Annotated in this window: 10 protein-coding genes; 6 read left to right on the top strand and 4 right to left on the bottom strand. The window is 37.4% G+C overall.

The features are described 5' to 3' along the window. Positions 1-7: 7 nt before the first annotated feature. Together CTN01_RS05850 and CTN01_RS05845 are read right to left on the bottom strand one after the other, a co-directional pair. Positions 8-295, bottom strand: coding sequence for a YciI family protein (locus CTN01_RS05850; RefSeq protein ID WP_045148573.1), 288 nt, complete (start codon positions 293-295; stop codon positions 8-10). An 88-nt stretch (positions 296-383) separates the two neighbouring features. Further along, complete coding sequence (locus tag CTN01_RS05845; RefSeq protein ID WP_045148571.1) at positions 384-731, bottom strand: winged helix-turn-helix transcriptional regulator; 348 nt, start codon at positions 729-731, stop codon at positions 384-386. A gap of 297 nt (positions 732-1028) precedes the next feature. Between CTN01_RS05845 and CTN01_RS05840 the strand changes: the two genes are divergently transcribed. The 3 genes from CTN01_RS05840 (at position 1029) to CTN01_RS05830 (ending at position 3078) form a co-directional block, all read left to right on the top strand. Next, positions 1029-1571: a GNAT family N-acetyltransferase gene (locus tag CTN01_RS05840; protein ID WP_107342114.1), complete on the top strand. Its 543-nt coding sequence runs from the start codon at positions 1029-1031 to the stop codon at positions 1569-1571. Between the two features lie 238 nt (positions 1572-1809). Further along, positions 1810-2346, top strand: coding sequence for an AAA family ATPase (locus tag CTN01_RS05835; RefSeq protein ID WP_045148605.1), 537 nt, complete (start codon positions 1810-1812; stop codon positions 2344-2346). Between the two features lie 363 nt (positions 2347-2709). Further along, the gene (locus CTN01_RS05830; protein ID WP_045148569.1) at positions 2710-3078 is read left to right on the top strand and encodes a DUF2237 family protein; all 369 of its coding nucleotides are present in this window, start codon (positions 2710-2712) and stop codon (positions 3076-3078) included. Between the two features lie 102 nt (positions 3079-3180). Here the strand turns inward: CTN01_RS05830 and zigA are convergent, their stop codons facing one another. After that, positions 3181-4392 (bottom strand): zinc metallochaperone GTPase ZigA, encoded by a 1212-nt coding sequence (gene zigA, locus CTN01_RS05825; RefSeq protein ID WP_045148567.1) that lies wholly within the window; start codon positions 4390-4392, stop codon positions 3181-3183. 406 nt (positions 4393-4798) lie between these two features. Here zigA and CTN01_RS05820 point away from each other — a divergent pair, with 406 nt between their 5' ends. From CTN01_RS05820 to CTN01_RS05810, 3 genes are all read left to right on the top strand, one after another. After that, positions 4799-6925: a TonB-dependent receptor gene (locus CTN01_RS05820; RefSeq protein WP_045148565.1), complete on the top strand. Its 2127-nt coding sequence runs from the start codon at positions 4799-4801 to the stop codon at positions 6923-6925. Between the two features lie 619 nt (positions 6926-7544). Then, entirely contained in the window at positions 7545-8789 is a 1245-nt protein-coding gene (locus CTN01_RS05815) for a magnesium transporter (RefSeq protein WP_107342113.1), read from the top strand. Positions 8790-8809: 20 nt separating this feature from the next. Further along, positions 8810-10108: a hypothetical protein gene (locus CTN01_RS05810; RefSeq protein WP_107342112.1), complete on the top strand. Its 1299-nt coding sequence runs from the start codon at positions 8810-8812 to the stop codon at positions 10106-10108. 137 nt (positions 10109-10245) lie between these two features. On the opposite strand, the gene CTN01_RS05805 is transcribed toward CTN01_RS05810, so the two are convergent. After that, the gene (locus CTN01_RS05805; protein ID WP_107188432.1) at positions 10246-12486 is read right to left on the bottom strand and encodes a glycoside hydrolase; all 2241 of its coding nucleotides are present in this window, start codon (positions 12484-12486) and stop codon (positions 10246-10248) included. Positions 12487-12555 lie beyond the last annotated feature (69 nt).

Genomic DNA, 12555 nt, shown 5'->3' with positions numbered 1-12555 from the left:
TAAAGGATTATTTAATTAAAAAAGCAAGTTTTGGAACTGTCTTACTTGGTACAAACTTGGTAATTTCGTAATTGGCTAGATTGTGAATTTTAAAAGGGTCATTGTTTAAGATTACTTCTAGCTCATCAAGGTTTTCAGCCTTCGCGAGTATAACGCCACCATTTCGAGGAACTTTTCTACCAGAAGCAAGGAAAATACCTAACTTGTAGTACTTATCCAAGTACTGAATATGAGCCTCGAGGTGCTTATCAACTTCAGACATTTTACTAATATAAGTTAAAGATACAATGAACATAGTTAGTCCTTGTGTAAGATATTTTTTGTATTAATTACAGTATTGATATAGTTTCAGTTGAAGTGCAACAAGACACGTTGAACTTTTATTATTCCGATTCTATTTTTTGAAGTTGACTAACCCATTGTTCAGAAAGATCTTTTAATGGGTAGAGTGATGTAATGATTTGTTTTCCTAAATCCGTTACTTGATAACCACATTCTCCGCGCTCGAGTAATTTTGCCTGTCTTAAATCTCGAATTCTTGAGTTTAAAACGGCAGGAGAAATTGATTCACAACGATTCTGTAACTCACGAAACGTGCATGGACCACCTGAACATAGCTGCCAAAGAACTCCCATAGCCCACCGGCGCCCCAGTAAATCAAATAATGTCATGATTGGATTACCGGATTCTGAACCACGAACTGATTTTCCTGGATTGTTAAAATGAGTCATTTTGATTTTTATGCTATTAAAAACAGAGCGAAAGTATAATCGAATAAAGAATGGAGCGCTATGCTTTTAATAGCGCGGATTTGGAATTTTTTGAGAAATGACTACTTTTCGTCGTGAGTAAACTAAGGGGACTTTTAATTGGCGTAATGATAAAGTTGTTTGGTGCTCACATTTACAGTTGGCACTTCGCAGATCAGAAGTGCCCCATACCTTGATAGTTGGACTTTGACGTTGACTTAGAGTTTCTAATCAGAAAAAGTATATTTTTTAAAAAACTTATATGGAAGCAGGTACCTTATGGCTATCAATATCGAGACAAAGCGGTTAATCATGAGGCAACTATCCGGCGAGGATTGGTCTTTATACTACGAGCTTCAGACTGATCCCGTGATAATTGATTTGTGTTTTGACCAGCGGAGTGAAACTGATATTAAAACTGGTTTTGAGTCTAGGCTGCCAAACTGGACAACAGATTCAGAACATTGGCTATGTTTAGTAATTATAGAAAAAGAATCTGGAAATAAGGTTGGAATAACAGGTTTTAACTTGGCCGACGGTATAGCGGAAATTGGTTATCTACTATTACCTTGTTTCCATGGTATAGGCTATGCGACAGAATCCCTAGAAGCTTTATTAGCTTGGACACAGAATATTGATGAAGTAAATGGCTATAATGCCGTAGTTACCAAAGGTAATATTGCATCAGAAAGAGTCTTAGAGAAATGTGGATTCAATTTATCAAAAATTGAACAAAACGCTTATGAAATTCGAGGACAGCTGTATGATGATCATATCTACACTTTACAGCTAAAGAGCCACAGGAAATTGACTGTAAAGTAATAACAAAAACTATTCCGTATTTTCCTATCTTAACAAAGAACATAATTCATATATGTCCAAAAACTTTCACAGACTGAGTATTCCCCTTCGAAGTTTTTTCAGTACAGATCGAGCAAACTCAGTCTGAAGGTTTTCAGGGTGTTGATTTTTATGAAAATAAAAATGATTACAAAATTGTTTGATTATAAAGTACGGATGTACCCCTTATAAAAAGTGTTAGCTATATATGGAGTATGATTTGAGTAATCGAGTTATTTTTACAGGTGGGCCTGGCTCAGGTAAGACCTCAGTTATCGATCTGTTATGCCAAATGGGATACCAAAGTGCACCAGAAGTTGGGCGTAAAGTAATTCAAGCCCAAGTAAAATCGCAAGGTAGTGCATTACCGTGGTTAGATAAGGTTGCATTCCGAGATGAAATGGTTCTTGAAGAAATCAACAATTACGAGAACTTTGGTGGTACTGAAATTAAGTTTTACGACCGAAGTATTATTGACTCGTATGGTTACAGTAAGCTTGAGTGCATACCTATTTCGGAACTTTTGTTAGCTAAATGTCGTGAATTAGATTATTACCGTAAAGTTTTCATTTTTCCTCCTTGGGAAGAAATTTATGAAAATGATGCTGAGCGAAAACAAGATTTCAATGAAGCTGTCGCAACATATCATAAAATGGTGAATGCATATAAAAAGTTTAGTTATGACTTAATCGAAATTCCAAAGGTATCAGTTAAAGAAAGGGCGCAGTTTATCATTAGTAAATTAAGTGACGGTTAACAGACTATTTTTGTTTTAAGGTATTTGTTCTAATTCGGCGCAAGTCTTTTAGAGTCCTCTCTCTAAACAACTTCTATCGAAAAACGAGCTAGCTATTTGGGCTCGCTTATATTCTACTGCGTTCAGTGCTGTTGCCTATTGTTTCAAACTACTGTGTCTCATTTAACTCAGTTTTCGTTAAGAAACTATATTACGCCCATTGAATAATCGTTTAGGTAGCGGTGAAAATATTAAGGCACCAGAAGCGGCTTGACTAGCCTTTATCCTATCGTACGTATGTTCAAAATAATCACGGCTTCAGCGCCTTATACCATATGAACTTTACTACACTTTTAGTCGAGTAACCTCATACTAGGAATCATAATGAACACCACAAACAATGTACTTGGCGAGTCATTAGAGCTTTGCAGTTGCAAACCCAAAACTGGATATTTTAGAGATGGCTACTGTCGAACCGCTGGCATCGACATGGGTAAACATACTATCTGCGCCGTCATGACTGAAGACTTCCTTACTTTCACCGAAGCCTGTGGTAATGATCTCTCTACTCCTAGGCCAGAGTTTGACTTCCCAGGGTTAAAACCGGGTGATCGCTGGTGTCTATGCGCATTGCGTTGGAAAGAAGCTTGGCTGGCTGGGTGTGCTCCTCTCGTCGTTTTAGAAAGTTGTGAAGAGAGTGCCCTTGAGAGTGTGCCACTCGAGGTATTGAAAATGTACGCCACTACCTCATAGTAACTTGTAAGATAGTGGCGATTCTATTATGAACGTCTAAGAGTGGTATTGCTGGTTTAAACGTCCTAAATACATTTATGATTAATGATCACAACCCTTATTTTACCTAGCTTCCCAACTTGGGAAGGGATCTTCTAGAGAAAGCCAGTAACTTCGGCCTTTCTCGACCTCCTCTTGAGTTAAAAGACATTCATTTAGCGCAGATCTGAATTTAGCTTCATCCAGCCCCTGACCGATAAACACTAGCTCCTGCCTCATGTCCCCAAATGGTTCTTCCCAGTGCTCATAGATAGCGTCCAAATATTCCACATCAGAAGGCCAACGATCTTTTGGCACTGCCTTCCAGAAGGTTCCAGCTAATCCATATCGAGCGATACCACCAGCTTGGCTCCACTGGCCTACGAGATCAGGCTTAGTGGCTAACCAGAAGTAGCCCTTTGAGCGAATAAGTTTGCCAAAGCCTTCAGTGTTATGCAGAAGATCATAAAATTTTTTCGGGTTAAACGGGCGCCTTGCGGTGAAGTGAAAGCTAGCAATGCCATATTCTTGAGTTTCTGGGACATGCTCACCTCGCATCTCCTTCAACCATCCAGGTGCTTGTTGGGCTTTAGAGAAGTCAAACGACTCAGTGTTAAGCACATAATCAAGCTCGACTTTTCCATTGGCGATTGGGATAATCTTGGCGTGTGTATTGAGAGTCTTTAGAATGGCTACTAGCCTTTCTACCTCTTCCTGCGGTGTCAGATCTGTCTTGCTAATTAAGATCACATCAGCAAATTCCACTTGATCAACTAAGAGATCAGCAACGCTGCGGTCATCATCCTCTCCTAAAGATTCTCTCGTATCACTTAGCTGTTTTGCCTCATCATAGTCTCGTAAGAAGTTAATTGAATCGACCACGGTCACCATGGTATCGAGTCTTGCTACATCATTAAGAGAAATGCCACTGTCATCAGCAAAGGTGAAGGTTTCTGCTACGGGCAATGGCTCTGATATACCTGTTGACTCAATGACGAGGTAGTCAAAGTGTCCATCTTTTGCCAGTTTTGTCACTTCAACTAATAAGTCTTCTCGCAATGTACAGCAGATGCAGCCGTTACTCATCTCGATAAGCTTTTCCTCGCTTCTGTTAAGCGAGACCTCATTTTTAACTATGGCTGCATCTATGTTGATCTCACTCATATCATTCACTATAACTGCGACCTTTTTGTCTTGCCGATTATTCAATATATGACTGAGAACTGTAGTTTTTCCCGCCCCCAAGAAGCCCGACAGCACGGTCACGGGAAGTTGGTTTAGTGTTAAATTACTCATAAAATACAAACCCTATTGTTATGTTATAACATAACAATATTCTAGCGTTTGATTGAAAATTTGTCTGCAAGTTGATTCTAAAGGAGTGAGGTTTTTGTCGTACTGGAGACTATGTTTATTATAAAGGCTTGGGAAGAACCAATAGCTATTTGTAGTTTTTACTTTTAAAAACTAAGTTTCCATTTAATTTTTCTTAACAAATTATCACTTACATGAAACAAAAAATATAATGTAATTTTTTATTGAAAAACAATAGGTAAAGCCTATAAATCTTACTTTTATTAATGATTTACCTTCCCTTAGTTGTTTAAAATTAAACCGCAATAATAGCCTATTAAGTGATAATCATTTGCATTATCATTCGCGCCGCTATGATTTTTGGATAACTTTTAAGGTTGTATCTCCAATGAGTACAAAAACACTCTCGGCTATCACTTTAGCATTAACGTTTAATGCTTCTTCCTATGCATTTGCAGACACGTCAAATGAACAAGATGTTGAACAACTCGATACCATGGTTGTAACGGCTTCAAGAATAAAACAGCAAGCAGAAAAAATCCCGGGTGCAGTAACTGTGATTACGGCTAAAGAGATTGAGCAACAAAAAGCAGTCTCTGATGATTTGACTTCGATCATCGCGACGATGGTGCCAAGCATGACACCAAGTCGTCAAAAAATGTCGAATCAAGGCGAAAGCTTACGAGGTCGAAATGCGTTGATATTAGTTGATGGTGTTCCTCAAAATAACCCTTTACGAAACGGTAATCGCTATAGCTACACCATTGATCCATCAATGGTTGAGAAGATCGAAGTGATTGCAGGTGCCAGTGCAGCCCAAGGTATGGGGGCAACTGGCGGGATCATTAATTATGTGACTAAGTCTGCGAAGCCCGGCGACCATTGGAAACAAACTATCGGCACGCGTGTAACAACCAACCTTCATGATGACGGTACCGGTGGTAAAGTTTATTACGCGCTAAGCCAGTTCGATAATATCTATGACTTCTACTTGTCAGGTTCTTGGGATCGACAAGGGCTATATTATGACGGTAATAATAACCCCGTTGGTATGAACTCTATCCAAGGTGAAACGCAAGATAGCACTGCGAGCGATATTTACTTTAAAGGTGGGTATAACTTTGGTGACGACTTAGATCAGCGGATTGAAATGACGGTTAATCGCTATGACATTGGCAGTAATGATAATTATGTTGCGATTAAGGGAGATTTTGATCAAGGCATCCCCGGCACAGTGGAGAAAGGGCATCCAGTAGGGGATTCTGTGAGGAATGAAGTCGCACTATATAACTTGAAGTATGAGCACAATGATTTTGCGAACGGAATTTTAACCGCTCAAGTCTTCTATCAAAACTATGATGCTGTATTTGGTGATGCTAATTGGGGGGCGACAAGTACGGTTCAAAACGATCAGGGTATTATCTCTTCTGATAAATCAGGGTTTAAACTTTCTTATGAACGCTATGACTTATTAGATTTAGACGACTCATGGGTGTTTGGCTTAGACGGGCTTCAGGATAAAACCGTTCAGAAGTTAGTACATACAGATCTGAATGTAACTCCTAATATGGAATACCAAAGTCTTGCGCCGTTTATACAAGCAGACTTTCTTGCCACTGAAGATTTACGCTTATCAATGGGGGCACGTTATGAAACTATGCGTGTTAAATCTTCAGATGCCAAAACACTTTGGGGATATGGTTATAATGATGTCATCGGTGGTACGAATGATTACAGTGAAACAGTATTTAACCTTGGTGCAATTTATTCATTAACGGATCAAGTCAATCTATTTGCAGCTTTTAACCAAGGGTTTGGTTTACCTGATTATGGACGAGTGCTTCGTGGTAATTGGGGGGATGATCCGGCAGTTAACAAACCTATTGATTTTAACGATCTTGCATCAGCTAAACCTGTTGTCACAGATAACTATGAGATAGGTGCAAACTATACTGGAGAAAAATTAAAATTAAGTGCGAGTACTTACTTATCAATCGCTAAGAACGGTGCAAACCTCGTTCTACGTGGTGATAACTATGATGTTGATCGTCAAAAAACACAGATCTTTGGTTATGAGTTATCTTCTCACTATCAACTCTTTGATGATACTGCGTTACAGTTAATGTACTCCCATGTTGAAGGCCGTGTTGATACTAATGAAGACGGACATTTAGATTCAGATATGGATCTGAAAAATTTAACACCTGACCGTATTTTATTGGCCGTTGATCAACGCGTGAATGACAAGTTATCTGGTCGTCTGCAATATAATTATCTTTTTGACGCGACCAAAGAAGACAATGCAGTAGGTCAAGCGCAACACTTTGATGGCTATGGCCTTACCGATTTATCGGCAAGGTACGATTTAGGTAAGCAGGGGCGTGTATCCCTTGGTGTTGAAAATATCTTTAATAAACAATATGTGAATTACTTCAGTCAAATACGAGCAAGTGACGATTATTACTTCTCCGGTCGAGGCAGAACATTTAGTTTAAATTACGAACTCGATTTTTAAATATCGATGATGAGTATTAAAAAGAGAACGTGATAGAACTTTTTTCTCAATAACCATCTAACTTATGAGCTAATTGGAACATTGACCAGTTAGCTCATTTTTAAATATATATAAAATGAGAGGTTATTCAGGGTTCGTTTACTTAATGGAAAATAAACGCAGAATGAACCTCTACGAGCTTATTTTTCTCTTGTTGAGCGTGTATGTTTAATATAGAAAAACATAAGATATGAAGACTAAATTATTATTGTATTCTTTTCCTTATATAAACTAGGGTGAAATACCTTGAAACATCTGATAGGAGAATTTATATACCCTTGCTGTTGACTAGGAAGAGTAAGCTATCTACTATGCCCCCAGTTTTTAAACAAAGGAGAACATCATGGACAACGACAGTCGGAGGTGGATTACTAACACAATTGCGAGGATATTTTTGAAGTAACTTGGATTAGACTTTATTATTTTTTCCCTCCTCTTTATCCTTTCTCGCTTTTTAATGTTCTATTTTTATCAACGAAAATAGTATGTTACCACGTTAGTAATCACCTGGATATTTCGTATTTATCTATTGCTTTTTAGAAGCAAGAGATTGTTATATTTAATTGAAAGGTGCATTAACATGACCAAAACAATAAATAATTTCGCTTATCAACAATCTATAAATATAGCGAATAGCACAACACCCGTTGATATATCTCTTTTTTTACGCTGGGTTGAAGAAAAAAATATTGCTAATTTAAACGCATTATTTAGTGCGGAGTATATTCAGCAAACACTGTGCTTTATTAAGCAAATATCAACTAAGTCACTTAATATGCTTATTTCTCTTAATGGTTTTGAGTATAAGCAGGATATTGAATGGTTTGTGAAAGCAAAGCATCCCGTTATTCATGCCACTAATTCAGCAGCTATGATTGTATTTCCACAACAGTTAACTGTAGAGAAAACACGACAAGCCTTGCGTCGTCAATCTGTTGAGTTTGGTTGTATTGCTATTACAGATAATCATGGTCGTTTTGTCGGTTTAGTTAAATTAGATGAACTCATAACGGCACACCCTCACAGTACGTTGTTAGATATCGTCCAGAGCGCGATTTGCTGTCATTTTAGTGCTTCGCAAGAGCATGCTGTCGCATTACTGAAACAGAGTCGTTTTGATGTGCTTCCCATCCTTAATGGGATGGGAGTTCCAGTTGGTTTGCTATCAGCAAAATCAGCCATTGATATCATTACCGATGAGCAAACCGAAGATCTGGAGCGATTAATGGGAATACAACAAGATAGTCATTCCAGTGATTATATGAGCCTCTCTGTGATGGAGCATGTAAGTAAACGTATTGTATGGGTTGTGGGTCTTGCCGTATTAGGCCTGTTATCTGGCATGGTCATACATAGCTACGAAGATACCATTGAAGCGATTACTGTATTGGCGCTTTACATGCCAATGATTGCTGATTCAGGTGGTAACTCAGGAACACAATCAGCCTCTGTGATGGTGCGCTCTCTCGCGTTGGGAAATATTAAGCTGCGAGATTGGCTTTATGTTTTGTGGAAAGAGACCCGTATTGCCATTGTGATCGGCGGTGTGTTGGCTATTCTAACGCTCGGTAAAGTCCTCTTTCTGTCTCAAGGTATTGAACTGCCAGCGGGAATAACGCTAACAATGTTAGGTAGTGCCATTGGTTTAGCTCTTTTTTTTCAAATTTTATCATCTACTGTCATTGGTGCGATGCTGCCGTTGATCAGTAAGCGCTTTGATCTCGATCCTGCTGTTGTAGCTAGCCCTGCTATCACGACCATTGTTGATATCAGTGGATTACTGATTTATTTCTTCTGTACCACTCGATTACTCGGTTTATCTTGAAAAAAGAGTAAGGGGTAATCATGAATATTGAATGGAAAAAAAATAATGCGCTAGTGGTTTCTCAGATGTTAGAGAATGGAGCGTCTGGGACTGTTGATATTAAGATTTATATGGATGGTCAGCGTTTTTCAAGCAATGATTTTGAAGAGGGTATTAAAAAAGATCTGTACCGTACAATACATATTTATCACAGTGCTGGTGGTTTGCTTGAAGTCGAAGTTGAATTAAAAGCGATTGCAATGGAGATGAGCCAATGGTGCCCTGAGATAGAAAATCAATTATTAGAATGGCTAAATACCTTTCATAGGGCAGTACGCGCTACATGTTTATCGGTGTCTTGTGAGCAAGATTATCCAAATGTAGCATCATTATGTTGGCATATTGAACATATCAATCAACAATTTGCACTGCTTTTTGAGCGTTGTGCACCTGCTCGTTTATTGCAAAAGCGCTTCTTAGTCATCGCATGTCAAGAGATCTTAAAACTCTACGAAAGGTTGAGAGAGAGTGGTGCCGAATCACCATTACAGCTTGTTTTGTCGTGTCTTGATCGATTGTTAATTGAACGTAATCGTATTTCTGGATGGCGTCCGATTGAACAAAGAAAAAAGGCATATCATGGTTCGGGTTATCACGATGAGATCGAGGAGTTTGCTGCTAATTGGACGATTTGTCAGCATGAATATTTGCACTCTTATCGTAATGCTTCGTTAAACCATTTATTGACTATAGCGTTAAGTAGTATGCTTGCGATGTCAGTAGTATTGACGTTCAAGGATCACTTGATGAAGTTAAGTGATCATTTAACATTAAGTATTCTTATACTGATTTGCTTGCTTTATGGCGGCCGTGATGTTGCTAAGGAATTGCTTAAAACGAAGATCAACAAGCAACTTAAAAAGTTAAACTTTTATCAAAGATATAAACTGATTCGAACAAAACATCGACGAGCAGTGGGAAAACGTAAAACGCGTATAAAGTCATATCATATTGAAGGTATGAGACCTTTTGAGCCATCTAAATTGTGCCTGCAACGAACAGATAGCATTGTCTTTAAAAAGAAAGCGAACAAAGCGGCCGTTTCCATGTATACCGAGACTCACCTATCTCTCAGTTGCTTGGAAAAATACCGTAAAGCGAATCATTTTAGAGTGCTGAACCAAGAAGGAGAAAGTAAGCGTTCAGTAATACATGATAATAGAGACTTACTGATTAAAATTGAAATAAAGCAATCAGGTAGAAGTACTATCACAAAATCATTCCGATGTACTAATGAAGTCAATCCTCGTTGGCTGGAAGTAAGAAGTGAGTGTGAATGATATTTTTCTACATATCTACCATTAAGGAGTTAATTTGATAGGGAAAGTTATACTTATCCCTATCAAATTATCGGATGTGATTGTTAAAAAGTTAATAGAATAATTTTATTAAAAAATCATGATATTCATATTTGTTATCACTCAACTTCAAGCGGAGTCCACAAAAGAGGTTTCTTGTTATGAAGTACAGCTAAGATAGACAGAGGCTTTATATTGTGGTTATCGACAATAATTGGAGCATCTGTAAAATTTGCAATTATTCGACTTCCATCCGAATAAGACGTCTGTTGAACAAGGCCATCTTGAGTTAGCCAATTAAAATCTATTAACTGTTTATTCCATAATACTTCGTGTATCGGTTTGTAGCCTAGCTCATAGTGCTTCAACTGCTTCAATCTCTCACTATCTGGTGAGATCATCTCATCTCTACTTAAGTGAACCATTGCAGGTGTATTATAGAGCATTGCAGTTAGATCACGTTCGATCTTTACATTACTAAATTTTAAACTATCAGAATGCCAGTGATGGCTATTGATTACCTCATCATGGAATACTACCTGATAGAGTGGAATGCGGTATTTAGGTGAAAAAAGTAATGTTTTGTATGGCTCTTTAACTTCTGATTTCTTAAAGAAAAACTCTGGCTTATGATTAGGATACCAACGACCAAGAAAATAAGGTGAGCGTCGATTTTTATACATATCTTTATCTTGCCAGCCAAATCCAACGGTTTCTAAACCATGAGCAAATACAATACCATCGGTTGTGAGAGAATTACCATCTTCTGAGCCTAATACAATATTATGTTTATCGACTATGGTCTGCATTCTTTTATTAAAGCCGTTAAGTATATCTGACTCGCTAGACATTAAATGGTAATCCTCTCTCGCCATTGCAGTACCATCCACATCTAGGAAAAGACTATTGAAGTGACCTATACGAATAATGTCAGATATTCTCTTTTGAACATATTCCATTTCACATAGCGGGTTTAGGTAATTACCATTGCCACGAAACCCTGTTTTTTTAGATCCATCAGCAAGCTCAATGGCACATTCCTTTCGAATTTGATTAGGAATTTGAGCTGTTAACCAACCTTCATTGGAACTAAGTGGAATAGCAGTATTGTAAGAGTCATAAGTCCCTATTAAATAACCTGCTTTTTTAGCTTTTTCTATTGCTTTAGGTTGGTAAAATGCTGGCATCCAATTATCAAACCCTAACCACAAACGCGTTAAGCCTGCTTTCAAAAAGTTATTTACAATATCAGATGAAATAGCTTGTCCCCATTTATCTGGTTCAGTCAAAAATTGACTTGCATTTTTTTCAAGCCAATTTTTTTTATTTTGAGAGGCATTAAATTGGTCTTCAATCGTATTATTTTCCTTAGATGGTAATGGCGCAGAGTACTTTTTACTAAGTGCAAGGTTAATTGAGTCAACCATTAATTGCTTTTGATAATGATTAAGCCAATCTTTACCTTTGACTAAATTTTTTAGTTCTTTTACTTCAGGATTCTCAATCTCAAGTTGCGATTTATTAAATAACCAGTTATGTAACCCCCACCAATCTTTTACATCTTGTACACTTATTCCATCGTAACCAAAAAGATAAACTTGATTAGCTCCAATAAACTTATTTATATCCGGATTTTGCTTTTCTTTATCAATTAAAGTTGATGCATAACCGTGTTCTAAACGCCATTTTCTATAATTCTTTGCACCACTCAGCCAACTTTTTCCTCGAGAGATTGAGACAGTGAAAGGTTTAGTGTAATTAAGGTAAGTAAATTGGTGTGAGCTAGACATATCTAACTTATTACCTTCGTTACTAAACACTAGTGAATTATTTGTTGGAGTAACCATATGCCAGCTAATATACTCACTGCCTTGCTTAGCAGTCCAAAAAGGCATCTTTAAATCTTGAGTTGTATTTGAATTATTATGGTTTTCTGTTAGATATTTAATCCAAGTTTTATTAGATGTTGGAACTCTCATGCCTTCGCTAAAAGGCAAGTATAACTCTTTAGTTTTAATTTCCTCTAAGTTAAACCATGTAAGTGTTAGAGGTTTATTTCTTTCTATTTTATTTTCAGGATCTAGCTTAAAAGATAATGTTAAGTTAGTATTCAATTTAGCATTAACTTTTATGTTACTTGGTTTTAAAATCCAAGAAGCTTCAGATTTTGAGATATTAACGATATTGCTTGCTTTTTGTGGGATACCATTAACGTTAAGAGCCTGTTGATTTATTATACTTTCTTCCCACTTTATTGCGAGAGAATTTGGTTCTATATCAACAGATTTTAATTGAATAGCCTGTGTGGGCATGGCTGATAAACTTGATGAAATAGAGGTTGCTATAAAAACCCCTATCATATAAGAATATTTTACTCTATGTAATGACACGTTTTTATTCCATAATAAATATAACATGTCATCTAGTAG

This window comes from Photobacterium angustum (genome assembly GCF_003026365.1).
In the GTDB taxonomy this organism is placed as follows: domain Bacteria; phylum Pseudomonadota; class Gammaproteobacteria; order Enterobacterales; family Vibrionaceae; genus Photobacterium; species Photobacterium angustum.
Note: the sequence above shows the minus strand (reverse complement) of the source record. Positions and strands in the feature narration are given on the sequence as shown.

Excerpts from the sequence above, each read along its gene's own strand:
- CTN01_RS05815 (WP_107342113.1), top strand. The coding sequence starts at position 7,545 with ATGACCAAAACAATAAATAATTTCGCTTATCAACAATCTATAAATATA.
- CTN01_RS05850 (WP_045148573.1), bottom strand. The coding sequence starts at position 295 with ATGTTCATTGTATCTTTAACTTATATTAGTAAAATGTCTGAAGTTGAT.
- CTN01_RS05830 (WP_045148569.1), top strand. The coding sequence starts at position 2,710 with ATGAACACCACAAACAATGTACTTGGCGAGTCATTAGAGCTTTGCAGT.
- zigA (WP_045148567.1), bottom strand. The coding sequence starts at position 4,392 with ATGAGTAATTTAACACTAAACCAACTTCCCGTGACCGTGCTGTCGGGC.
- CTN01_RS05840 (WP_107342114.1), top strand. The coding sequence starts at position 1,029 with ATGGCTATCAATATCGAGACAAAGCGGTTAATCATGAGGCAACTATCC.
- CTN01_RS05820 (WP_045148565.1), top strand. The coding sequence starts at position 4,799 with ATGAGTACAAAAACACTCTCGGCTATCACTTTAGCATTAACGTTTAAT.
- CTN01_RS05810 (WP_107342112.1), top strand. The coding sequence starts at position 8,810 with ATGAATATTGAATGGAAAAAAAATAATGCGCTAGTGGTTTCTCAGATG.
- CTN01_RS05845 (WP_045148571.1), bottom strand. The coding sequence starts at position 731 with ATGACTCATTTTAACAATCCAGGAAAATCAGTTCGTGGTTCAGAATCC.
- CTN01_RS05805 (WP_107188432.1), bottom strand. The coding sequence starts at position 12,486 with ATGATAGGGGTTTTTATAGCAACCTCTATTTCATCAAGTTTATCAGCC.